This is a genomic window from Paenibacillus sp. YIM B09110, from assembly GCF_037167145.1.
Taxonomy (GTDB): domain Bacteria; phylum Bacillota; class Bacilli; order Paenibacillales; family Paenibacillaceae; genus Pristimantibacillus.
The window spans coordinates 366738-392176 of sequence record NZ_JBANSP010000001.1 but is presented as its reverse complement, the minus strand read 5'-3'; the positions used below and the strand labels follow the sequence as shown (position 1 = coordinate 392176).

19 protein-coding genes are annotated in these 25439 nt (G+C 48.8%); 16 read left to right on the top strand and 3 right to left on the bottom strand.

Translation table 11 applies throughout. The features are described 5' to 3' along the window. The first annotated feature begins 144 nt into the window (after nt 1–144). The 7 genes from V8F51_RS01720 (at nt 145) to V8F51_RS01690 (ending at nt 12177) form a co-directional block, all read left to right on the top strand. Complete coding sequence (locus tag V8F51_RS01720; RefSeq protein WP_337098302.1) at nt 145–1245, top strand: lactonase family protein; 1101 nt, start codon at nt 145–147, stop codon at nt 1243–1245. A gap of 38 nt (nt 1246–1283) precedes the next feature. Next, nucleotides 1284–2522 carry an MFS transporter gene (locus tag V8F51_RS01715; RefSeq protein ID WP_337098301.1) on the top strand — a complete coding sequence of 413 codons (1239 nt, stop codon included), beginning with the start codon at nt 1284–1286 and terminating at the stop codon, nt 2520–2522. 188 nt (nt 2523–2710) lie between these two features. Further along, nucleotides 2711–3481, top strand: coding sequence for a DUF2087 domain-containing protein (locus V8F51_RS01710; RefSeq protein WP_337098300.1), 771 nt, complete (start codon nt 2711–2713; stop codon nt 3479–3481). Between the two features lie 27 nt (nt 3482–3508). Next, a complete protein-coding gene (locus V8F51_RS01705) occupies nt 3509–3937 on the top strand; it encodes a GIY-YIG nuclease family protein (protein ID WP_337098299.1) in 429 nt (142 codons plus the stop codon). 236 nt (nt 3938–4173) lie between these two features. After that, nucleotides 4174–5148 (top strand): S-layer homology domain-containing protein, encoded by a 975-nt coding sequence (locus V8F51_RS01700; protein ID WP_337098298.1) that lies wholly within the window; start codon nt 4174–4176, stop codon nt 5146–5148. A gap of 12 nt (nt 5149–5160) precedes the next feature. After that, a complete protein-coding gene (locus V8F51_RS01695) occupies nt 5161–6432 on the top strand; it encodes an S-layer homology domain-containing protein (RefSeq protein WP_337098297.1) in 1272 nt (423 codons plus the stop codon). A gap of 39 nt (nt 6433–6471) precedes the next feature. Beyond that, nucleotides 6472–12177, top strand: coding sequence for an Athe_2463 domain-containing protein (locus tag V8F51_RS01690; RefSeq protein ID WP_442956391.1), 5706 nt, complete (start codon nt 6472–6474; stop codon nt 12175–12177). Between the two features lie 260 nt (nt 12178–12437). Here the strand turns inward: V8F51_RS01690 and V8F51_RS01685 are convergent, their stop codons facing one another. After that, entirely contained in the window at nt 12438–13598 is a 1161-nt protein-coding gene (locus V8F51_RS01685) for an ROK family transcriptional regulator (protein WP_442956387.1), read from the bottom strand. Between the two features lie 244 nt (nt 13599–13842). On the opposite strand from V8F51_RS01685, the gene xylA reads away from it, so the two are divergent. From xylA to V8F51_RS01670, 3 genes are all read left to right on the top strand, one after another. Then, nucleotides 13843–15156: a xylose isomerase gene (xylA, locus tag V8F51_RS01680; RefSeq protein WP_337098295.1), complete on the top strand. Its 1314-nt coding sequence runs from the start codon at nt 13843–13845 to the stop codon at nt 15154–15156. 21 nt (nt 15157–15177) lie between these two features. After that, nucleotides 15178–16677: a xylulokinase gene (xylB, locus tag V8F51_RS01675; RefSeq protein ID WP_337098294.1), complete on the top strand. Its 1500-nt coding sequence runs from the start codon at nt 15178–15180 to the stop codon at nt 16675–16677. A gap of 272 nt (nt 16678–16949) precedes the next feature. Beyond that, nucleotides 16950–18692, top strand: coding sequence for a methyl-accepting chemotaxis protein (locus V8F51_RS01670; protein ID WP_337098293.1), 1743 nt, complete (start codon nt 16950–16952; stop codon nt 18690–18692). On the opposite strand, the gene V8F51_RS01665 is transcribed toward V8F51_RS01670, so the two are convergent. Beyond that, nucleotides 18693–19598, bottom strand: coding sequence for a helix-turn-helix domain-containing protein (locus tag V8F51_RS01665; RefSeq protein ID WP_337098292.1), 906 nt, complete (start codon nt 19596–19598; stop codon nt 18693–18695). 176 nt (nt 19599–19774) lie between these two features. On the opposite strand from V8F51_RS01665, the gene V8F51_RS01660 reads away from it, so the two are divergent. After that, a complete protein-coding gene (locus tag V8F51_RS01660; RefSeq protein WP_337098291.1) occupies nt 19775–20197 on the top strand; it encodes a hypothetical protein in 423 nt (140 codons plus the stop codon). Here the strand turns inward: V8F51_RS01660 and V8F51_RS01655 are convergent. Next, the gene (locus V8F51_RS01655) at nt 20194–21492 is read right to left on the bottom strand and encodes an NAD(P)/FAD-dependent oxidoreductase (protein WP_337098290.1); all 1299 of its coding nucleotides are present in this window, start codon (nt 21490–21492) and stop codon (nt 20194–20196) included. The genes V8F51_RS01660 and V8F51_RS01655 overlap by 4 nt on opposite strands. A gap of 132 nt (nt 21493–21624) precedes the next feature. Here V8F51_RS01655 and V8F51_RS01650 point away from each other — a divergent pair, with 132 nt between their 5' ends. From V8F51_RS01650 to V8F51_RS01630, 5 genes are all read left to right on the top strand, one after another. Beyond that, nucleotides 21625–22470, top strand: a complete 846-nt coding sequence (locus V8F51_RS01650; protein ID WP_337098289.1) for an alpha/beta hydrolase — start codon at nt 21625–21627, stop codon at nt 22468–22470. A 119-nt stretch (nt 22471–22589) separates the two neighbouring features. Beyond that, on the top strand, nt 22590–24266 hold the full coding sequence (locus V8F51_RS01645) for an ATP-binding protein (RefSeq protein WP_337098434.1): 1677 nt from the start codon (nt 22590–22592) through the stop codon (nt 24264–24266). An 89-nt stretch (nt 24267–24355) separates the two neighbouring features. Continuing rightward, nucleotides 24356–24499 (top strand): hypothetical protein, encoded by a 144-nt coding sequence (locus tag V8F51_RS01640; protein ID WP_337098288.1) that lies wholly within the window; start codon nt 24356–24358, stop codon nt 24497–24499. A 17-nt stretch (nt 24500–24516) separates the two neighbouring features. After that, nucleotides 24517–24924: a DUF3905 domain-containing protein gene (locus V8F51_RS01635; RefSeq protein ID WP_337098287.1), complete on the top strand. Its 408-nt coding sequence runs from the start codon at nt 24517–24519 to the stop codon at nt 24922–24924. Nucleotides 24925–25002: 78 nt separating this feature from the next. Next, nucleotides 25003–25437, top strand: a complete 435-nt coding sequence (locus V8F51_RS01630) for a BrxA/BrxB family bacilliredoxin (protein WP_337098286.1) — start codon at nt 25003–25005, stop codon at nt 25435–25437. Nucleotides 25438–25439: the final 2 nt, after the last annotated feature.

The window sequence follows — 25439 nt, the reverse complement described above, 5'->3', positions numbered from 1 at the left end:
AATGTGAACACCTGAATTGTTAGCGCTTACATTGTATCACACATTGGATGGGTTTGGGAAGTATATTCTAAAAGTCATTGTTTGAACGTAAACCTTGTGCTATGTTCAAATTATTGGCAAGCTGACGAAAGGGAAGTGAACGCAATGAGTAAACGGCAAACAGAGCTTTTTTCAGGAATGGTATATATCGGATCGTATGGGAGTGTCGATGAAACGACGGTGCGAGTCTGCCGCTTCAACGGTGTCGATGGGAGCTTGCAAGTGACTGAGGCATTCGAAAACGCCGAGAATGCGTCTTACTTGGCGCTTCACCCGCAAGGAAACAAGCTTTATGCGGTAAGTGAGACGGAATCAACAAACGGCGCAGTCGGCGGCGCAGTCATTGCCTATGAAGTGGATTCTGTTACGGGCGGCCTGTTGGGACAAACGAGCAGAGCGTTGACCCATGGCGCACATCCTTGTTACATAAGCGTTGATGCAGCAGGACAATCGGCTTTCGTTGCTAACTATACGGGAGGCAACGTTGCTTTGATTTCGCTTAATGCTGAAGGCGAGTTAACCGGGACTGCTGCCGTCGCGGAGGACAATGGGCAGCTTGGACCGAATGCGGCTAGGCAGGATGCGCCCCACGCTCATTCTATTGTACCGATTCCAGGCACCGCATACGTCAGCGTGGCGGATCTAGGCATTGATGAGGTCATCGTATATTTAGTTGATCAAAAGAGCGGCTCACTAACGAAGCATAGCAGCTGTTCCATTCATCGCGGCGCAGGGCCTCGCCATCTCGTATTCCATGGGGGGCTGCCTTTTGCTTATGTCATGAACGAGCTGGATTCGACGATCACAACGCTGAAGGTTGATGCAGAGCAAGGCACACTAACGGAAATCAAATTTGTATCGGCACTTCCGCAAGGGTTTGACGCCTATAACGATGCGGCGGATATTCATATCGCGCCTTCAGGCCGGTTCTTGTACAGTTCGAACCGCGGGCATGACAGTATTGCGGTATTTGCCATCGATCAGAGCACAGGAGAATTGACGCTCGTTCAACATATCGGAAGCGGCGGAGGAGCTCCGCGCAACTTCGGGTTAACGCCGGATGGAGCGTATTTGCTTGCGGCGAACCAGAAGAGCGGCAACATTGCAGCATTCAGCGTCGACGAAGCGAGCGGCGAATTGACTGCTATCGGCACGGTGCTGGAAGTGCCAAGCCCCGTTTGCATCCGCTTCGGGAAGTCGCTGTAGCTCGAAGTACGTAACTATGAAAGGCAGGTCCTATCATCATGTCTGGGCAGCAATCGCAAACGGGCGTTAAGTCTGATGCCGTTAGATCGGCCACCGTATATTCCATTTTGTTCGCTATAAGTTCGGTACACATGTTAAACGATTCGATGCAAGCGGTCGTCTCGGCTTTATTTCCGATATTCGAGGATTCATTGAATTTGAATTATGGGCAGATCGGCTGGATTGCTTTCACCCTTAACATGACATCATCGGTCATGCAGCCTGTAGTCGGGCTCGTCTCCGACAAGAAGCCGATGCCTTGGATGCTGCCGCTCGGGATGGTATGCAGCATGATCGGGATGGCGGGTCTTGCTTTCGCCCCCAACTTCTGGCTGCTGCTGCTGTCGGTCGTGTTCGTCGGCTTAGGCTCAGCGGTATTTCACCCGGAAGGCTCGCGAGTCGTGCATCTTGGAGCGGGCAACCGCCGGGCGTTTGCGCAATCGATCTACCAAGTTGGCGGCAACTTCGGCAGTACGCTTGCGCCGCTCATGACGATCTTCATCTTCGTGCCGCTAGGGCAACGCGGCGCTGCGTGGGGCATGCTGCTTGCGGCTGCCGCAATCGCCGTGCTATTCAAGGTTGTGCCTTGGTATTCGGCACAGCTTGCCGCTCATGCGAACCAATTGCCTAAGAAGAAAGGCCATGCGGCTGCAGGCAGTGCAGGCTTGGCTCCAATCAGCCAGCGAACGGTAGCGTTCGCGCTGACGATATTGTTCATCGTTGTATTCGCCCGTTCATGGTATGCGGCGGGTATCGGTACTTTTTATCAATTCTATGCGAAAGAGCAATACGGACTGTCGACCAAAGATGCGCAAGTGCCGCTGTTCCTGTTCATGGCGGCCGGCGTTGTAGGCACATTTTTCGGTGGAATGATCGCAGACCGGATTGGCCGTAAAAAAATGATGCTGATCTCGTTGCTCGGCGCCGCTCCGATCGCGCTTGTTTTACCGCATTTGCCGCTTGGCTGGGTGTACCCCGTTATTGCGGTGCTAGGGCTCGTATTGCAATCCGGCTTCTCGGTCAGCGTTGTGTACGCGCAGGATCTTATGCCGAACAAAGTCGGCACGGCCTCCGGACTTATTACTGGCCTTGCCTTCGGGATGGGGGCGCTTGGCTCGGTCGTGCTGGGGCATTTTGCAGTCGTATACTCGCTTGAAGACGTTATTGTGGCAAGCAGTGCGTTGCTTATGCTAGGTTTGCTCGCAATTATGTTGCCGAAAGATCGTAAATCGATATAAGTTAATGATGGATAATATGTGAGTTTAGGTGAGGACCATCTTCGGCCGGAGTGTTGGCTGAGGATGGTCCTCTTACGTATGCGCGGAACTGAAAAATCTAGACGTTGGACGAATGTGTCTTGATTATCGCTAAACATAATTATATAATGTCTATAAAATAACTAGATAAACCTGTGAGGTGTTTGGTGATGGAACTCAACGAACGATTCTGGTCGGCTACGCTTAACGATATGAAGCAAGGTTATGTATACGATGAGGCTGCCGCTGCTTATATTTGCCTTGTATGCGGAGAAAGCTTCGAAGATGGCGAAGTGTTCGCCGTGCCTCAATCGAATCGTTGGTTTGAGGCGCGCAAGTTCGCTGCGCATCACGTTCAGACGGTACATGGCACGATGCTGACCTATTTGCTCGGCCTAGACAAGAAGGCGACCGGACTGACTGATCTGCAGAAGGAGCTCGTGCGCGATTTTGCCGAAGGGCTGTCAGATAACGAGATTGTGAAGAAAACGGGCGCAGGCAGCGCCTCAACGATTCGCAATCACCGCTTCGTATTGAAGGAGAAGGCGAAGCAAGCGAAGCTGCTGCTTGCCATTATGGAACTGATGGATAGCGGAGCGGTCGATGCGCCAAAGTTCGTGCCGATTCATCGGACGGCGACCCAAGTCGATGAACGATACGCGATTACCGAAGCGGAAAACGCGAGCTGGATGAAGCAATATTTTCCGAATGGACCAACCGGACCGTTGGCCTCGTTCCCTCGTAAGGAGAAGCGGAAAATTGTGATATTACGGCATATTGCCTCATTCTTTAAGAGTGGCGTGAAGTATAAGGAGAAGGAAGTGAACGCGCAGCTTCGCGTATTTTGGGAGGATGATTATGTAACGCTGCGCCGTTATATGATTGAATACGGTTTTCTAGACAGGGAAGACGATTGCAGCGAATATTGGGTGAAGGAATAGGCACAATTAGGAAGGGGAAGAGATAGCATGGAACGAAATAAAGAAAAGCGCAAGCAGCTCGTATCGGAGTACCAGGAGCGGGAGCGCAAGATGGGTATATACCAGATCAAAAACGAGGATAACGGAAAACTCTTCATCGGAGGATCGACGAATTTGGAAGGTCTTTGGAATAAGGAAACGTTTATCCTCGATCTTGGATCGCATATGAATAAGGAGCTCCAGCGTGAGTGGAAGCAGTTCGGTGCGGAGAAGTTCTCTTTCCTCATCCTTGAGACCATCAAATTCGATCATGAGGTTCGTTACGATTACAAAGACGTATTCTTGGCCGAGGGAGCGGATGCAGGCAATGTTGTCCGCAGTTACAAGCGAGAGATTGACCGGTTAAAGGAGAAGTGGATAGGAGAGCTCCAGCCGTACGGAGAAAGAGGCTACCACAAGCAAGTGGAAGGGACCTAATCGAGGCCTCTCTACGGATGCAGCTGTTAGCAGTGTATTTATATTGACAGACAATTCCAAGTGAAGTAATATCGGTGTAGATAAAGCAATTATATGGACGAAGAATAGCGAAGCACGCTTATTCCCTCGGATGAGGGAGAAGCGTGCTTTTTTTTGTGGTTGTTTGCGGTTGGGCTATGTCGAAAAAGCAATTAATTTACAATCATAAGCTATTGGGCGGGGAGGAGTTAGTTGTGATGAGGAAGAAATGGTATAAAGTTCCTCTGTTGAGGATGTTGCTAGCGTTTATTTTTGCAGGTAATGTGCTCCATTATAGCGGGGGTACGGGTGCAGCAGCGGAGGAAGTTGTTATTACAAAAACGTACGAGCTGCGTGAAGATGCAGCTTATATATCATTTGCGCTTGTAGGGGACACTGGAAGCTTTGCATCGATTATGACGATGCCGAATGGCAAAGCGATAGGGAGTGCGAAGAGTACGAAAAAAACGGATGCTACCGGCAAGGCAAGCTGGTTCAACGTCTATGCCGTAAAGTCTGCTCCGAAAGGGAAATATGTGTTTACGATACAAGCGCCAAAGATGTCGTATTACAACCTCGTGATTGATTTGCCGCTGTTCTCCGATACTTCGAACCATTGGGCTCGGGCAGCGATAGAGACTTTCGTTGAGAAAGGAATCGTATCGGGGTACGGCAACGGTTTATTTGGCCCGAATGATCCGGTTACGGGTGAAGCGATCTTGAAAATGCTGGTGCTATCGCTAACGGAAGAGATGCCGAACGGGCAACGGCAATGGTTGAAGTCGTTCCGCTGGCGAGTTACGGATCAAGACCTAAGTACCGAGCTTGGAATTAGCCAGTATAAATTCATAAGTGTTGGTTCTGAACATTGGGCGAAACCTTATATAGCAGCTGCTAATGATCTCGGTATAGTAGCTAGTTGGAAGGATATCGACTTCGCCGGGTCATTTAAACGAAAAGATGTAGCGCTGCTAGTAGCGAACGTTATGCGAATGGTCAAGAAAGAAGACAAGCTGTCAAGCTTCACTGATATACAGCGGCTTTCGGTGGATTATCAGAAAGCGATTGGACTAGTCAGCAATTATAGCATTTTTAACGGTTATCCGGATCGTTCGTTTAAGCCGGAGAACCAAGTGACAAGAGCAGAAGCGGTATCGATATTGTCTCGACTTGTTGATTTTTTGAATGAATAAGGGGGAATCGGAATGTTTAGAAAAATGGTTAATCTCGTAATTGCGCTATCGCTTATTATCGGCGCTGGATTCATTGGAGCAGATTCTGCGCCGAAAGTCGAGGCCGCTGAAACGAAACTCCCGTTTAAGGATATTGAGAAGCATTGGGCCAAGGATAATATTATAAGCGCCTATAATAGCGGTTTAATCGAAGGCTTCCCTGACGGCACATTCCGTCCGAATGACGTGGTGAAAGCGGATCAGTTCGTGGCCATGATGCTTAAGGCGTTTTCCAAAACGACAGACGGGAAAACGGAATTTGATGAAGATTGGATTATGGAGTTGGCTGACAAGAGACCGGATACAGCGATGAAGCTTGGTTTACTTGTACGAAATGGTTTTGACTTTAAACCAGCAAAATCAGGGTACTGGGCTAAGCCGTTTATTGATTTGCTTTATGAGGTAGATTACTTGCCAACTTTTGATGAGATTTTCCCGAAGAACTACGATGTGTATAAAAAACAAATAAAACGTGAACAAGCATCCTACCTTCTTGGTGAATGGTATACACAATACGATAATACGCTCGATCCTTATTACGCAGATTTTGTTACTACTCACAGCGGACTAAAAGACTTTAATACGTTTACGAATACATCGGTCAAAAACTATCGTGCTCATGTACTGTTAGCTGGGATCATGACTGGTTATCCGAATGAGAATTTCTATCCTCATCGCTTCGTAACTCGTGCCGAAGCACTTACGTTGGTACAACGATTATGTGATAAAACACTTCGTACACCATACCAACCAGATCTTACTGGACAATATTACGCAGAGGTTCAAGGGAACATCTACCTCATAAGCGACAAATTCAAATACGACATGTATAACAGCATGGCTGAGCTTGCTAAAAAGCACGTTACGAATGGATACATCAGTCAAGATGGGCTAGGCTTTGCGGTGCTTGATAGTAAAGAGACCGCGGATAAAAATGATTTCTTATTTCGCTTGGGTGATTACGAAAAATTAGCTCCAGTCGATCTATCTGTTGGTGTAGGGGCCAGTACGACAAGATTATTAATGTTGGTGTATCCGATTAATAAAAAGATGCCGTATGCAGCTTCGTATTTTGATTCTTTATTAAATTTGTTTACCGGTAACGATAAAGGTACTGAATTAAAAGCTAAAATTATTTCAATTGAGAAGACCGTAGGTACTAAGCCAGTTGAATTCATATTCAATAATAGGAAGTTTTCATTATACGCAGAAGGTGAGATTTTTACACTCGCCATGAAATACTAACACTTGAAAGTAGGTATTCTATTGAAAAAACGAAAAAGAATGGTTTCACTCGTAATCATATTGTGCTTGATAGCATCATATAGCACTGTAATAATTATTCCGGATCACGTTGAAGCAGCTACTACTCCGATACCTGAGTATTTGAATGGTCAAAAAAACACATGCAAATATAATCCAAATCCAGATGTTGACGGACCAATTCCAGTAGAAATTTCTCCATGTAATAGTAATAATTTTAAGTTCAACTCAAAGTTTTATCATCAATCATGGGCTGTGTATAGTGCGTCTAATGGATCTACCCCTGTAAGTAATACTGGACAAATGAAGTTTATTATTTACGGGAATCCAAAATCTGTTCCATCAAATGCACAGTCTTTTTCAAAAGGGTGGCAACCAGGGGATTACAGTACGGTAAGAAAAAATGAAGGTCATTTTTACGGTGAAGATGCAGATACAGGGAATATGGCTTGGGGGGAATACCGTTTCTTAGGTTATACGCAAGACGGTTCACTTTACTCCAACAACTGGCTAGTACGTGATGATTCAACGAGCACGAAACTTGTAGATAAACATTGGATTTATCAACCATGGGAAAACTTGCCATTAAGCTATAAGTACAAACCCGAAAGTCCAGGATATGTCTATAGGAATAAGCAACTTGGACAACTTGAAAGTGTAATGTTAGATAAATTTTTACAAATTAGAAACAATATAAATCGCTCAATCGACTTCCAGATTTATAAAGGTGTGTCTTACTCCAATCGATATGAAGTCTTGCCTAGGAATGAAAGCAACAACGACCCGCGCAACTACTTCGCCATCGAACAAAACCCGACGACTAGGGAAGCAGGGGTTGGGAGGTTGTTCCATTTTAGCTGGGATACGGATTCGGTATGGTATCAATCGTTTCCGATGGAAAAGCTTGACCCGCTAGAAAAACTGCCCTCAGCAGCAGCCTGCAAGGTAGAATCGCTAAACGGCGAGCCTATCCCGCTTGGGAAAGAGAGAACGGTGAAGGTACAGGTGAAAATCACCGGGACGCTTGATGACACGACGAAAATTGGGGACCTTCAGTACGAAACGATCTACTATACGCGGAAGGACATCGCATTTTGGCATTTATCAGTGATGGATCAGAACGGCCAAGAGCTTAAGCTATCCTCATCGAATAAAAATAGTGGAGTCGTTACGAAGGATAACGCGGCCAGCGGGATCGTAACGATGACCATCGATACGGACAAGCTTATAAAGACAAATCCGGACGAGTGGGTGTACGGTACAAATAACGATAAAGAACTTAACGCCAAAGCTGCGGTCTACTACAATAATCATACATCGGCAAATCCGTCTAGCGCGGAGAAGGGCTGTCACTTCAATTTAAAGTTCAAGCCAACGACCGGACCGATGCTTTCAGATTTTAGTGTTGCGCCGCAAATCCAGTTCGTCAATAAATCCGCTTTCCTGCAATCTCAGATCATGTACAAAGATATGTCTTACGGTAAGGATGTGGATTACTATACGTTTGAGGTTAAGAATATTGAAGACGGCACGAAAGTGACAAGGACATTCAATCCTGCGATCCCGGAAGTGAAGTCGCCGAATTCAGGTTACTTGGATCAAACAGCCGTGACAAAGTTTTTGTACGATTTCATTGCTGCGAAGTTTCCGAACGAAGTGGTAGATGAAGCTCCAGTCTATCGATCGTTTCAAATTACACAGACGATTATCGATAAGGATCAAACCGTTAACAACAGCTCTTTTGCGGTGAAAAATATTAATGTTAGTCAGTTACCTGCTTCAAACCCAATAATAATTGGATGTCCTGCAATGTCGCCTGAGACCGATACCGGTCCAGATCCACCTCAATATATAATGCCGAATGTGGAATTTGCCTTTGATTGGTACGATGTTGTGCCAATGCCTGTAACAGAGAAGGAACCTGATTATATTCCTCATAAACCGTGCGATGAAGCTGCAAAGTATGCCGACTTCACCAAACGGGTATTTGTCGCGGGTGCAGAGGTGGATTCTAAAGCGTTTTTTCGAGGTGAATATGTGTTTGGCGAGGAGCAGATTGGTTTGGTGAAGGTGGATATAACGTTCACAGCACCCGATGGAACGGAATCCATCTTTAGCCGCCATGTAGTTGTGCACGAGACGAAGCCCCGTGTTTCCATAGCGCTTGAGGGGCTGTTCAAAGAAAACAGGACGATGCAAGCTTTTGACCGATCGAAGGAAAGTAACGACCAATGGACAGAGAAGCAAGCGCCGCTTACCATCACATCTTTTAGTTTTGTTGACGCCTCAGACCCTAATCTGAAATGTCGGACAGGCTATTGCGAGAATAATCTTAGCGAAAAGATGTACATGTACAAATCGATCGGTAATTACCAACTCAGTATAGCGGCCAAACGCGTCATTGTTCACAATGGCAAAACCTATACGCGCAACAGTGATCCATATATCGTCGATTACGAGATACTCGAAGATCATAAGCCAGCCATTATCGCACATGCTTATGGCGACCAAATCAGCCGTTTGGAGCAGCTGCAGCTCAATTATGAAGTTGAGAGCACCGATGGCGATTACATCGCAGAGAAGAAGCTGCAAGTGTTCTACGACTCGAAGAACCAAGGTGTCTTCGATACGAAGGTGTTCGAGAGTACGGGAGAGGTTGCGGAGCTTCCAAAACTCGATAAGCTTGGACAATACGAAATAGTCGTGGAAACGAAAGAAGGAACGAATGAGGAACGGCTAACGGAATTTATTACAGCGGCGGACGATAAAGCCAATACGTCGAGGACCCATTTTTTCATCGACAACTACGCTCCGGCATCCGACTTGTATATCGATGTTCCGACCGAGAAGCCCGATATGGACATCTTTTTTCTTCTCGACAAGAACCTGGCGCAAGCATCAACGGACTATGTGAAAAACCAAAAGGTAGCGATCACGAATGCTTTTACGCTTAGCAATATGATGAGCAATATTGGCATATGGGATATGAAGACCTACACCTACAATCAACCAGCCAGTACGTCAAAAGCGACGGGTACGGCCTATCCGCCAACAACGCTTAGCTATACGACAAGCGGAGGCTATTCCGGCACTCTGTCTCGAACATCGGTATCCAATAATCCGTATACGCAAGATGATGGGAAATACGTAACGGTCGTGGACTCTACAACAGGAACATACATCTGCAGGAATACTGTTACTACCACTTTTGACGATGCTGGGCAGGTAGTAAGCCAATCCGACACAAGTACATGTAACGGATCCTACGTCATCTCTTCTGGCAATTACTCCGGTACGGTTTACAAGACATCAGCAAACCCGCAAGGGCCAAGCTGCGCAGGAACAATAAGCGGATCTTGCTCTCGCGACTGGGAGGCTAATTATTCCGGTACGCTTTATTGGTCTCACGAAGTATGGGAGCCGAAGATGGTCGAATATAACAGCTACACGGGTTTCTATTCAGGAACGGTGTACAAAGATATAAGACAGCCTTATGATGCTTCCTTCCTTCGGGCAGTGCCGTCTAAGTATGTAATCTATATTTCCGATGGCAAAGTATCTGAGCAATCCGATCTGCAATACGTAATGAGTAAGCAGAATGCAAAGTTAATCCTTGTCGGCAACAATGATATAGCGGCACAGATCCCGCATGAGAAGCACATTCTCCATAATAAGCCGATCGACCAAATAATCGAGGACGTCATTGCCTATATAGCAGACCATAATCCGCAAATACCGAAGGTGCTGAAGCTGCTTGGAGAGCCGATCGAGACGGTGACCGCGACATTTGATTACGAAGATGATCCCACGCCTGCCGATACCGATCTGCTGCAGATTACACAAGATCCGAATTATTACGATAATGCGATGGGATATGATTCATTCGCGGGGCAATCGTTAATATCGGCGAAGCTGGGGAGCAATTGGAGATTATATCAATCGCAAGTGACATTCCAAAAACCCGGCAAGTACGTCTTTTATCGTAAAATCAAAGATTTGCCGACTACTGACCCGAACTTTTCCGGTTATGCTTACAATTCGAACGAAAGCGCAATCGAGGTGTACGTCCATCGCAAGCCGATCGCCGAAGTGACGCTGGACTTCGATTATCTCTCGGCATCGAATACATATCGTACTATATGGATCGATATGAGCTATGATCTGGATCATAACGTGACAAGAGCGGCTTCCGACAGGGGGATTCAAGACCGCACGATCAGGTTCGCGAATCAAGAAACAGGAGAGGTATTTACTAAGATACCTAATGAATTGCTGCCAGGCACCTATGTATTGGATTATGTAGCGCAAGACATCGAAGGTGTATGGTGTGATCCGATTCAGAGGACATTCGTACTGCCGAGCACGGTTCCCGTCCAATTCAAAAGCAAGCTTAAAACCGCATACAGCGGCTTCTCGCTAGCAAGTATTCCCGCTAGCGAAGGCCTTGTTGCTTATGATCTTTGGACGCGATATCCGTACTCCATATCGCTGGCCATGTCTATGGGTACGCAACTCTCGCGTAATGTCGCTTATTACACGGGGACGAAGTTGGCTAACGATATTAGCTGGGCCAATGAGAGCTTCACGATACCTGCAACGATGCCGGATGGAAACTATTCCTTCGTCATTCGCGCCAACGGTTCTGTAGCGGGCTCGACGGCAGCCCATACGTACAGCGTCAGAGTATGGACGCCGATTGATTTAACCGGGCGTTTAGATGCTGTTACTGGAGAACCGGCTGCGAACGATGTCAGCACGCTTGTCGTTAAGGATACGTATCAGCTACTGGCGTCAACGACCAAGTATCCGACAGCTACAACGGTAATCGCGTTCAAAGGAACTTCATACCAGAAAACCGTCACGCTGTCGCCTTTCACTACGAGCACACTTGGATATGGCCAGAAAAACTGGTCGGGAAGCCTTACAGTCGGCACGATGCCAAGCGGTTCGTATACGTTCGAATGGCGCTCCACAACACCGAACGGCAATGTGGAGACGGTCATGAAGACGGTTCAGGTCGTCAATAACCGACCGCCGACTGCGGATTTCGATTGGCTTCCGAAGCCTGTCTACGAAGGCGATACGGTACAATTCAAGTCGATTATTGCAGATGCAGACGGTGATTCGTTGGCAGTATCGTACGAGTTAGTTAGTCCTAGAGGGACAAAAACCAACTACAGTTATACGCTAACCTCTCCATATCCCGCTACTGCGCCATTAATCCGAATGGTCGATCCAGGCTCGTGGACGGTAACGATGACAGTAAGCGACGGCAAAGCGCCGCCGGTTGTGACAGTCAAAACAGTAACCGTGCTTCCGTTAACGGTGAGCGGCTTAGTAAAGCATACGGATCTATGGAACGAGCATCGCCGCAAATTTAATGAGAAGAAGAGTGGCGAACCAGAGTCGCCTCGCGGATATAACTTATTTTGGGCGGGAGAGAAGTTCCTACTGGAGTCCGTGACCACGGTGACCGGAACGGCTACAAAGGCGGATCGTGTTGAAGTGAAGATGGGCGAAACTGTGCTCACTTTGGCTAAAACGAACGGAAGCGGGACTAGTTGGGGCGGCGAGCTGTGGAAGGAGGAGTTTGCGCAGCTTGATGATGGGCCGTTGACCTTCACCTTTACCGCTTCCTACAACAATGGCACAACCAAATCAATCACGGTTACCGTCATTATTGAAGGAGACACGATCAAAATAGTAGGCGTTCACCGAGTTCAGTAGCTCTAAATTTAATTTAAATAAGGCTCGCAGCGGCAACGCAGCGGGCCTTATCGTTGTTTGCGCAGCTTTTGATTGGAATTCATCCAACCAAAAGAGCTAAATGGCTCAAAACTTGCAGTTTGATTGGATTTCATACAGCCTAAAGCGAGGCAATTGGCGAAAATGGTCAATATGGGATAATTTGGTTGGAGGATTTCCAATCAAAACAGCCTTAGAAGCCAAACGAGCTGTTTTGATTGGACAAATTCCACTCATGCCATTTAACTTTTAATCTTCGTGAAAAACTTGCTGATCGCGTAATAAGCAGCACCGCGAACCGCCGATTGGTCCTGCAGCTCCGCGAACAAAATAAGCAGCCGTTCGCGGTGGTAGGAGAGCGTTCTGCGGTCTACGGCAGCTTGGACCGACTGCTCCAGCCAAGTCTTCGCCCGGCTCATCCGATTGCCGATAATGACGACATCGGGATTAAAGACATTGACGATGTTCGCGATTCCTGCCCCTAAATAATCCCCGATCGAGCTGATAAGCTCGCGCACCTGCTCGTTCCCTTCCTCTGCGGAGGCAAGCAGATCCTCCAAGCTGTCGAAGCCGAGCGATGCAGCCCGTTCCAATAGCGCATTCTCCGATGCGTACAGCTCCCAGCAGCCTTGATTGCCGCAGCTGCATGGCTTGCCGTTGTATTCAATCGATAGGTGGCCAAGCTCTCCCGAGAAACCTGAAGCTCCTTTATAAAGCTCCTTGTTCAAAATAATGCCCGTACCGATACCGATGCCCACGCTGACATAAATCTGATTGCGGATACCGCGGCCCGCGCCGTATTTCTGCTCGCCCTGCGCGCCGGCATTCGCCTCATTGTCTATCGTAACGGGCAGTTCGAAGCGCTCCTCTAGCAAGCGCTGCAGCTCGACTTGCCGCCACTTCAAGTTCGGAGCAAACAAAATGCTGCCATGATCGTCGACAATTCCCGGTACGCCTACACCGATGCCAACAATACCGTAGGCGCTCTCCGGTGCCTTCCCCATGAGTTCCTCGATACAGCTCGCAAGTTGTTCCAGTGCGAAGTCGGGATCTTGGCGCTTCATACGCCGTTGCAGCTCCGAGACGACATTTCCCTCCAAGTCGGAGAGAACGCCTCGAATATAGTTGACGCCAAGGTCGATGCCGACCGCATAGCCGGCTGTACCGTTGAACAGCAGCATGACCGGCTTGCGACCGCCGCTTGATTCGCCCGGACCGATCTCGAGCACCAGATTGCTGTCAATCAAGTCTTGAACAAGACTGGACACGGTTGCCTTGTTAAGTCCAGTCAGCTCCGATATTTGAGCCCGAGACAGCGGTGCGTGCTTGATTACGGCTTCGAGTACGATTGATGTATTCATTTTTTTGATTAGCGCTAAGTCTCCGGTTGGTTTCTGTTTCAATCAAGTAAGCCTCCGTCCGCTTGACAATAACTTCTATTGTATCATGTGTGATGAAAAATCGAATATACAGCTTGGCTGAATCGCATACTGAATAGGGTGAAAATGAGAGTAAGCAAAGTTTTAATCAGTTTAACATAAAAACTTAGTTTGTTTAATAGACAAACTAAGTTAAGGCGTGTTATTCTGTGAATAGAACGTTTTCAAAAAAAATTATCGAATTTCGTGAAGGAGGATTTTGTTCTCAATGACTTATTTCAAAGGCATCGACACAATCCAGTTTGAAGGTAAAGGTTCGGACAATCCGCTAGCATTTAAACACTACGATCCAAAGCAAGTCATTCTCGGTAAAACAATGGAAGAGCACCTGCGCTTCGCGGTTGCTTACTGGCATACATTCAACGCTAACGGCTCAGATCCGTTCGGTAACGCAACAATGGTTCGCGGCTGGGATCAATACAACGGTCTTGACCGTTCCAAAGCTCGCGTAGAAGCTAACTTCGAATTCATGAATAAATTGAACATTCCTTTCTACGCGTTCCATGACGTAGACATCGCTCCTGAGGGCGCTACACTGCAAGAAACGAACAAAAACCTTGACGTTATCGTAGCTTTGCTGAAGGACAGCATGAAAGCTTCCGGCAAAAAGCTGCTTTGGAACACGGTTAACATGTTCTCGAACCCTCGCTTCGTACACGGCGCAGGCACAACTTGCAACGCTGACGTATACGCATACGCTGGCGCTCAATTGAAAAAAGGTCTTGAAGTCGGCAAAGAGCTAGGCGCAGAAAACTATGTATTCTGGGGCGGCCGCGAAGGTTACGAGACGCTTCTTAACACGGACATGGGCTTCGAGCTTGACAACCTTGCTCGCTTGTACCATATGGCTATCGCTTATGCGAAAGAAATCGGCTTCGATGCGCAATTCCTGATTGAGCCTAAGCCAAAAGAGCCAACGAAGCACCAATACGACTTCGACGCGGCTACAACGATTGCATTCTTGCAAAAATACGGCTTGAAAGATCACTTCAAGCTGAACCTTGAAGCTAACCATGCAACGCTTGCAGGACACACGTTCGAGCATGAAATCCGCACAGCTGCAATCAACGGCATGCTTGGATCGCTTGACGCGAACCAAGGCGACTTGCTGCTTGGCTGGGATACGGATGAGTTCCCGACCGATCTGTACTCCACGACGCTTACCATGTTCGAAGTGCTTAAAGCCGGCGGTATCGGCCGTGGCGGCGTTAACTTCGACGCGAAAGTACGTCGCGGTTCGTTCGAAGCAGAAGATCTGTTCTTGGCGCACATCGCAGGTATGGACAGCTTCGCTTGGGGCTTGAAAGCTGCTGCAAAACTGATCGACGAGAAAATTCTCGACAACATCGTAGACAACCGTTACCGCAGCTTCAAAGAAGGTATCGGCGCGGAGATCGTATCCGGCAAAGCGACGCTTGCATCGCTTGAGCAATACGCGCTTCAAAACAACCCGATCAAAAACGAGTCCGGACGCCAAGAGCGCATCCGCCTCATGCTTAGCGAAGTTATTTTCAGCGTATAAGCTGGGGAGGTTCTCTTACGAATGAGCTATGTTATCGGTATAGATCTAGGGACGAGCGCAGTTAAAGCGCTGCTCGTCGACAAGAACGGCACGGTGGCAGCGGAAGCATCCCGCAGCTACCCGCTGTTCCATGAACATTCCGGCTGGAGCGAACAAAAGCCGGATGACTGGGTGGATGCTACGATTGAGGCGCTGCGCGAGCTCGCCTTCTCCTCCAGCATCGATGCAACACAAATCGAAGGCATCAGCTTCTCCGGACAAATGCACGGCCTCGTGCTGCTGGACGGCGAAGGCAATCCGGTTCGCAATGCGATATTGTGGAACGATACGCGCACGACGGAGCAATGCCGTGAAATCGAGCGCACGCTTGGCGACAAGCTGCTCAGCATTACGCGCAACCCGGCGCTTGAAGGCTTCACGCTGCCGAAGATTCTATGGGTTCGTCAATACGAGCCGCAAGCCTTCGAGCAAGCGAAGTTGTTCTTGCTGCCGAAGGATTATGTACGCTATCGGTTGACGGGCGAGCTTCATATGGATTATTCCGACGCGGCGGGTACGCTACTGCTCGATGTTGCCGGCAAGGAATGGAGTCTTGATGTTCTGGACGCATTCAATCTGCCTGCAAGCTTCTGCCCGGCGCTTGTTGAGTCGCATGGCCTCGTAGGTACGCTTCTACCGCAGGTTGCAGCTGCAACGGGTCTCGCCGAGGCAACGAAAGTATTCGCAGGCGGCGCAGACAATGCTTGCGGAGCAATCGGGTCAGGTATCCTGTCCGAAGGGCTTACGCTTTGCAGTATCGGTACGTCCGGCGTTATTCTTTCCTATGAAAACGACAAATCGAAAGACTTCGCAGGCAAGGTGCATTTCTTCAACCACGGCAAGCAAGACGCCTTCTACGCGATGGGCGTTACGCTAGCAGCAGGATACAGCCTGAGCTGGTTCAAGAAAACATTCGCGCCGAACGAATCATTCGATCAGTTCCTTGAAGGCGTAGGCGACGTTCAGCCTGGCGCAGGCGGCCTGCTCTTCACGCCGTACCTCGTCGGCGAGCGGACGCCTCATGCGGACGCCGTCATTCGCGCCAGCTTCGTTGGCGTTGACGGTGCGCATGAGCGGAAGCATTTTGCCCGTGCGGTTATGGAAGGCATTACGTTCTCGCTTAACGAGTCTGTCGACATGTTCCGCAAAGCCGGCAAAACGGTTGATACGATCGTCTCGATCGGCGGCGGCGCGCAAAATCCGGTATGGCTGCAAATGCAAGCCGATATATTCGGAGCGACAGTCGTAGCGCTTGAGAACGAGCAAGGTCCGGGACTTGGAGCGGCTATGCTCGCTGCATTCGGATCTGGTTGGTTTGAAAGCTTGGAGGCCTGTGCCGACAAGTTCGTGAAGCACGCGGATCGTTACGAGCCGCAGCCCGAAGCGGTCCAAACCTATGAAGGCATCTTCAAGGTGTACCAACAGGTGTACGCTCAGACGCGCAGCTTGAACGAGGCATTGGCGCCTTACCGTACGAAATAACAAAATAGGTAGAAGATAGGGCAGCAGTCGAGAACGTCTCGGCTGCTGCTTCTTTTTGTGCTATTTTTCGACAAATGCTGAGAAAGGGTCATTTGATTTAATATTTTAAACTTTTATCCGTAAGGATTGAGAAATCGATATACGGACAAGGAAACTATGCCTCTAGTCCCCATTTCATAACCTGTATACGTCTTTGGTCTCATCGCTATGTGAGATATACTGACATAAAGGATTGTGGAATTGGAGCGACATTCATCTAAGGGGTGCTCAATATGAAAGTGAAAATGAAAGTGAAGAGCTTCAAGTTCAATCTAAGTATGACGGTGAGCCGAAAGCTAACGATTTCATTCTTGACTATTTTTATTATATTGATGGCTAACGGTGTCCTGGTATTCAAAATGACGAAGGAGATGAATAGCCAAACGGCGCATATTACCGATACATGGCTTGCCAATATCGACACGATTCATCAGATCAATTATATGATGGAGCATATTTATACGCTGCAGATGCAGGTGGCGCGCACAAGCATAGCGATTAAGAAGGAAATGCTTCTGGCTGAAGGCGATGCCGCGATAGTGGAGATCGACAAACTGATGAAGGATTACAGCACGAACAAGTCGGAGGGCGAGGACGAGAGTATGTTCCGATCGCTCGACGGTGAATGGAAATCGTATATCGCGATTTACCGTAAGGTAATGCTTGAAGCAGCCAAGTGGGACAACGAGGTGAAGATTGAAGCGGCGCTGGCCGAGTCGGATCAATCGTTTAATACGATGATGACGTATACGAATACGCTGATTCGCACAAATAATGAAGGCGCAGAAGCGGCGAAGCAGATTAGCAAGGAGACGTACGACAGCAGCAACATGTCGATCTTGATTGGACTTGTGATTGCCGGCGTTGTCATAGTAATGTTCATTCTGTACATAAGAAGGGCAATTTCTTCTCCTATTCAGAAGACGGCTTTGGTGCTGGCAGAAGTGGCAAAAGGCAATCTGCAAGTGAAAGTGCCTACGGTTCGTAATCGTGATGAAGTTGGACAGATGGTGCAGGCTGCGGATACGATGCTGAGTGCGTTGCGCGCTTCGATGAATGCGGTCCAGCACGCTTCGCTGAATATTACAGGCTCATCGGATGCTCTAATGGCCGTATCGGGCAATAACCGGTCCTCCTCCAAAGCGGCCGCAGACAGCTTCAAGGAAGTTGCTGCAGGCTCAGAGCAGCAGATGCATCGGTTCGAGGAAATTAGCCGGGCAAGCGAAGAGGTGGCCGCCTCGGTATCGCGGATTGCGGAATCAAGCTCATACGTATCGGAGATGTCGGCAGCTGCGACGGAACAAGCGAAGGAAGGCAGTCGAACAGTTCAAAATGTCGTCTACAAAATGACGTCGATCGACGAGACCGTTCGTCAAGCGGCGGAGCAGGTCCATCGGCTTGAGTCTCATACGCGCAGCATCGGAGTCGTCTCTGATCTGATCGGCAGCATCTCGAAGCAGACGAATCTGCTCGCCTTGAATGCAGCGATTGAAGCCGCAAGGGCAGGCGAGCATGGCAAAGGCTTTGCGGTTGTAGCCGAGGAGGTACGCAAGCTGTCGACGCAATCTGCTGAATCGGTTACACGTATAACGGAGCTTCTTGGCAAGGTCATGGAGGATACAACCGTGACGGTTCAAGCGATGCGGGCGAGCGAGCATGAGACGAAGGAAGGGCTTGCGAGCATGAAGGAAGCAGGAGAGTCGTTCGAGCAGATCTCGAACGCTTCGATGAATGTGCTTAGCAAAATTCAAGAGGTTGCTGCCGCATCCCAGCAGCTTGCGGCAAGCTCGGAGGAAGTAACCTCCTCGATCATGCACATGACTGATATTGCGAGAAGGACATCGGATATTGCCGGTGCCGTTGCCGAATCGGCCGAGGAGCAATACAAATCCGCAGAGGATATATCCTCTGCGGCGCAAGATCTAGCCGATATTTCGGTTCAAATGCAGCAGGTCGTTCAGCAATTCAAGCTGTAGTTACCGTTTGAAGTTGCTCCATATCATCTCAGGTCTAACCCCAAGCTCGCCGGCGATCAGCTCGGCGGTGAGCCTCTGGGGTTTTTTTATTTTTCCATTGCGAATCTTGGAAATTGTCGTCAGCGATATAAGCGTGGACTGCGCCAGCGAGGTGACGGATATGTTCTTGCTCAGCATCAGCATGCGCAGCTTGTAGGAAGGATCCTCCTCTTGGGAGCTAAGCTGCATGTTCATAAGTATAACGACGAAGTTCTTGAAGCCTCGGTTGCCGTTATAGAAAGGCTGAATGAGAGCGCTCGTGGAGTAGCTGCGGTCGCCTAGCTTGAGCTGGAAATCGATTTTTTCGGCCGTGCGATTGTTTTTGGCGTATTCGAATACGCGCTTTGCTTTGCTGCGATCATGCTCTTGAACCATGTCGTAGATGGAAGTACCGATATACGACGAGGCTGGTTCTTGAACGGGAGCATAATAATGCTTCAATGTCTTGATGTTATATTTGTCATCAACGATGGTGGATATCATAATTTTGTTCTGAACGATATAATCGTCAATCCACTTCGTTTCTCTAAGATCTTTGCAAATAAGGACGTAGAAGGTAAGACCGTCGCTTTGAAGCTTGCGGCTGGATAAGCGAATCGGGGCTGGCGTAGATGATTTGGTAACCAAAGCGCATTCTATCGAAGGCGATGACCATTCATCCTCGGAGAGGCTATGAATAACATCGTAGAAGGAGCTGCCTGTATTAGCGGTCGAAATGGCCGAAGAAGGATCCAAGTGGAGCAGATCGGATTTCTTAAAGCCCGAGAACTCGGTAAATGCTTGATTAACATCGCGAATATACAGGCGGGATTCCTTTATTTCAATGATAAGCATCGGATCCGAAAGTAAATAAAATAAATGATTCATCGATAACGTCCTCCCATCAGTTCACATGTTTCAAACATAATCATAACTAATTATGTCATAAAAGCTAACATAAAGACATAGTTAAATTTGAAATATTGATGTCCTTAGCAAAAAACAACAATTGAAACATGATTACCGTACAAATAGGCATACTAATGGAAACGCAGGAAAGGAAGATGAATTTGACCGATCAATCCGCTATTTTGTTCGAATTCAGCGATGCGCGCAGCGCGGCGCTTGCCTCTGATACGCTGGAGGAGCTTGGTTATGCACCCGTATTACATGATAATAATCGTATACATATTCACATTGAAGGCAGTGATTTAACTTCGGCTTTGGAGATTGCGCAAGCGAATGGAGGTAAGCTGGTGGAGCAGTCGCATATTGAGGAGTGGGCAGTAACGAGCAGCGCTTATGCACTTGATGCGGTTACCATTCCAGCACATGTTGTTAATGAGGATTGGGTGGATTCCTACGCCGCCGGAGGGCAGGAGGAGGCTGATCTCCTCCGCAACCGTGACGATGATGCTGATTATGACGATGAGTTTCTGCCGGATGCGGGAACGTACGATCATTTCTCCGGCGATGTGCGGATCTAGCTTAAGTCATCCGTTCCAACGCTAAGCGCGGCGTTCGTGCCCGCATTGTAGCCGGTCGTAAAGGCAGCTGTAATATTATAGCCGCCCGTATAACCGTGTATATCTAGTACTTCTCCGCAAAAATACAATCCAGGCATGAGCTTGGATTCCATCGTGCGCGGATCAATCTCCTTCAAATGGACGCCGCCGCCTGTGACGAAAGCTTCTTCTAGCGATAACGTGCCGTTGATCGCTACGGGGAAGCTTTTGATTTGCGCTGCGAGCGCAAGCCAAGGCTCCTTCGGTATGTTGTCGTACGTAATGTCGCCGGAAATGCCGCAACGCTCCAATAGAAACTCGAGAAGCCTTTCTTGCAAGTAGCCGCGCAGGACGTTACGGATCGCTTTGCGGGGCTCGAGCTTCGCCATACGAAGCGTTTCTTCGTACACCTCGGATTCGGTGCTTCCCGGAAGAAGGTCGATTGTTAAGGAAACGGTTGCTCGTGCAGCATTGCTCGGGTCGGCTGCCTTCGTCTGCTTCAATTCCTTCACGACGAACTGACTGCATCTAAGCGCGGTCGGACCCGATAATCCGAAGTGAGTAAAGATCATATCCCCTTCATGCGAGACGAGACGTTTGCCCTTATGGCTCCATACGGTAAGGATGACGCCGCGAAGCGACAGTCCTTGCAATTCCTTGGATCGAATCCAAGGTTCGGATGATGTAAGCGGCACTTCAGTGGGATATAACTCCGTAATCGTATGCCCAGCTATCTTCGCCCAAGGATATCCGTCGCCTGTTGAGCCGGTATGGGGTACAGATTTGCCTCCAGTAGCAATAATGACCGCCTTCGCTTTAATCGTTTCACCGCTTGCAAGTCTAACTCCGCTTACAGCGCCCTCCCCATAAAGCACCTCATTGACGGGTGACAGCGTTCTTACCGTAACGCGCTGCTCCTTCACCTTGCGAATGAGCGCATCAACGACCGTTTTTGCTTTGTCCGAAACGGGAAACATTCTTCCGTTATCCTCTTCCTTAAGCGCGATTCCCATATCTTCGAAGAACGTGACGATGTCACGATTGCTGAATGTATTCAGGGCGCTGAATAGAAAACGGCCATTGCCGGGTATATGTCTAACAAGCTCATCAAGCTCCTTCGCATTTGTCACATTGCATCTGCCGCCGCCGGATATGCCAAGCTTCCTGCCCAGCTTGTCTCCTTTGTCGATGAGCAGTACGTCTGCTCCCCCGCTGCCTGCGGCTGCTGCTGCCATTAAGCCGGAAGGGCCGCCGCCAATAATAATAATGTCGTACATGTTGCACGCTGCCTTTCTGTCTGATCCGTCGGATCGTATCATTTCTTCATTGTATCATTCTTTACCGCATAGGTATGCGTTATAATGAAGCCAAATGAAAAGTTAAGAAGGGCGGCGATGCGGATGCTGCGATTGGAAAGGCGTTTGAAAGGTGTAGGTGAAGCACAATTATACGTGAGGGAGTGGTTGCCGGATTCTGCCGATGACACTGAGGTCAAGGCTGTCGTCTGCGTGCTGCACGGCATGGGGGAGCACGGCGAGCGCTTCTCGCATGTTGCCGAGAGGCTGACGTCCCATGGCTTCGCTGTTGTGGCCATGGATCAGTTCGGCCACGGACATTCATCAGGCAAGCGGGGCCATATGCTGTCGATTGAAGCGACTATCAGCGAGGCAGGGCTTATGATCGCCGACGCAGGCTCGCGGCATCCAGGGCTGCCTCTGTTCTTATATGGGCATAGCATGGGCGGCAATATTGCGCTGAATTGCGCGCTTCGCCTTCATCCGAAGCTTACAGGACTTATTCTGTCCAGCCCATGGCTGCGACTGGCGTTTCAACCACCGGAAGTGAAGTTGTGGCTCGCTCGCAGATTGGCGTCGATAGTCCCGGCGCTGCAGCAGTCAACAGGGTTGAAGACTGGGGACTTGTATCGAAGCGGCAATCCGCATGCAGCCTCCATCGTCAATGACGAGCTATATCATAAGAAAATTACAGTTCGAACTTTTAATGAAATACAGCGGGCTGGGGAATGGGCGATCGAGCATATCGATGAGATTGACGTTCCTGTGCTGATTATCCACGGTACGGCGGATCGAATAACGTCCTTTCAAGCGAGCAAGGAGCTAGCGGCACGGCTCGGGGAACGATGCGCTTGGCTTCCGGTCGAAGGCGGGTATCATGAACTGCACAATGATATCGATGGGGAACATACAATTGTTCAAATGATAGACTGGATTGACCGTAGATGTCAAAACAGGTAGTTTATGTTTTTTGGGAATGATAGTATGATAGTTTATGTCACGTTGCGACCGATGGTAACGACATGCTTAAGACATTCATTCGAATAGCAGTTTAGACGCTTAGGGGGATCTGATTGTCTGTGTTGAAGGAGCTGCTGCTACAATTCATCTTATCCTTATTGCCGGTGTTTGCTTATCAGCTTTGGTATGACAAAGATCGCGGCAGCAAAGACACATCGCTTATTATGTCGCTGCTGGGCGGAGGCGCAATGGCTCTATGCATGATTACTTCGCAGAGCGTGCACGGCTACGAGCTTGATTTTCGTCTCATTCCTTATACGGTTGCTTCACTGTACGGCGGACTGCCGACCTTAGTTGTATTGACCATCGTATATGCTGCATTCCGCATACCGATGCTTGACAACCTGTCCGAATTCGTAATTTTCAGCGTATTCATCATTATTTTCATGATGGGGATATCGGCGACACTGCGTCATTTTCATCGAGTGTCCTCGCTTCGCAAGAAACGGATTGGGCTCTTCATTATGTCATTGGTATGCGTCTATTATTCTTTAACCTTCATCTTTTACTTTTCACTTCAGCAAATTCAATTCAACGCAGAGCTTATAAGTTCATTATTATTAAGCATTGTTGGAACCTTGATTGCGATGTGGTTGTCTATCTATATGATCGAAAGCGTCAGAGAGAAGAAGCTTCTATATGATGAAGTTACCCGTGTATCAGCCAATTATCGCAATGAGGTCGAGAAGCTGCAGCAGTTCATTGATGAGACATCCTTCGCAGTTGTGCTGCTCGATCGGGAGGGCATTGTTACCCATGTTAATGAATTAGCCATCAAGCTTCTTAGAATGAAGCCGGAGTACGATAACGTGAAGCTATTGCTTGGGGAATCATACCGCGATATATTCGTACCTGAGTTAGCAGCGGCGTGCGAGGAGCTGTTGCAGAAAGCATTGAACGGCGATAGAGAAACGCTTCAACCCTATATAGAAGGCGATAAAATATTGCTCAAAACCGCGTTCTCGATCCGATCTACGGTTAACGAACAGGTCGCTGGGGCTGCCCTGCTTGCGCATGATGTTACCGAAATTAATCAATTGCGCGACGAAGTAGGCCGTATGGAGCGCCTGAGCCTTGTCGGCCAGATGGCCGCAAGCATAACGCATGAAATTCGGAATCCGATGGCCGTGATTCGCGGTTTTGTTCAACTCATCCAGGAGCGCAGCGGACAGACCCATCATGATTATTTCCGGATTGTGATGGAGGAGCTGGATCGCGTCAACAGTATTATAAGCGACTTCTTATCGCTCGCGCAGAATCGTGCACTCGCAATGGAGATGTGTTCACTTAATGACATCATTAGCGATATGAAGCCGCTGCTGGAAGCCGATGCGAACTTACGCGGCCAGACGCTGCTGGTTGAATTAGGCGAGGATATGCCGCCGATTATGGTGAACGATCGCGAAATTAAGCAATTGCTGCTCAATCTTGCACGAAACGGTATGGAGGCCATGGACGAGAAGGGCATTCTCACGATTACTACGGAATATAAAGACAACGTTATCGAGCTTAGAATCGTCGATGTTGGCGTAGGGATCCCGCAGGAGAAGATGAACAAGCTGTTCGAGCCTTTCTTTACAACAAAGACGAGAGGAACGGGACTCGGGCTGCCGCTATGCCTTAGCATTGCAGAGCGGCATAACGGCCGAATCGATGCTTATTCCACAGAAGGCAAAGGTACGACATTCGTTGTGAGTTTCAATATACATACGCAAGAGGTCGGTATAACAACATAAGGTAAGCAGTCAATGCGCATACTAGCTTCGAAACCAACAGGACTGGCTTGAATGATCTCGAGCCGGAAGCTGGAAGGAGGAGAGCAAGCATGGCGCAAAACAATAGGGGCGACAAAGGCAGCTCACGCGAGCAGCGGCAGCAAGCAGCTAATAATACGGCGAAATCCGTCAAGGCTGCTGAAGAAGCAGGCTACGATAAGAAGCTGAACGGCCCGAATCGGCCTTCGATCTAGCAGGGAGGCGCTTGCGAATGGCTGATGAAGAGCAGCAACGTCATCCCGAACTGAGCGCGATGAAGGATGATCCCGCGCTTGATCCGTATGAGATCGAGTTTCTGCCGGAATTCCGTGAAGGAAGAGGCGAACGAGCCCCTTTCGTCAATGAACATGGTGTTGTGATCGGCGATCACAATTATGAATCCGATCAGTCTCCGTTGTCGCAATGGAGCGTGGAGACGGATCCTGCCATCATGGCGGGGGATCAGTGGGTGCATCCATTCAAGGACGTAGGCTTCCAAACGGCAGAGAACCGAGATTATTTCGAACGGAGAATCGCTCCGCAGGCAGGCATTTTTATGCATCTTGACAAAAATGCGGCTTACGGTGCGGGAGAGCCGGATAAATCGGCGGATAAGGCGATAAATGAGCAACCGGAGTGATGAGCTCCGGTTGCTTTATTTTCGTAAGGGACGGTATAATAGTAGCTAAAATCATGTAATTTAAGGGAGTGTTCTACAATGTCTATGTCCTTCGAAAGATATATGTTAGATATGGTTCAACCGATGCGCGACGATCTTACTCGTATCGGCATTCAAGAGCTTCGTACACCGGAGGAAGTTGAGGCAGCCGTTCCGAACGCCAAAGGAACAGCGCTTATCGTAGTCAACTCCGTATGCGGCTGCGCAGCAGGCCAATGCCGTCCAGGCGTAGCAGAAGCGCTTCAGAACGAAGTAACGCCTGACCACCTGTACACGGTGTTCGCAGGTCAAGACAAAGAAGCAACGGCGAAAGCACGCGAATACTTCGCGCCATACCCGCCGTCTTCCCCTTCGATCGCCCTGATGAAGGACGGAGAGCTTGTTCATTTCATTGAACGCCACCAAATCGAGAACCGCTCGGCAGCAGACATCGCAGCAGATTTGACCGATGCATTCGACCGGTTCTGCAAATAAGA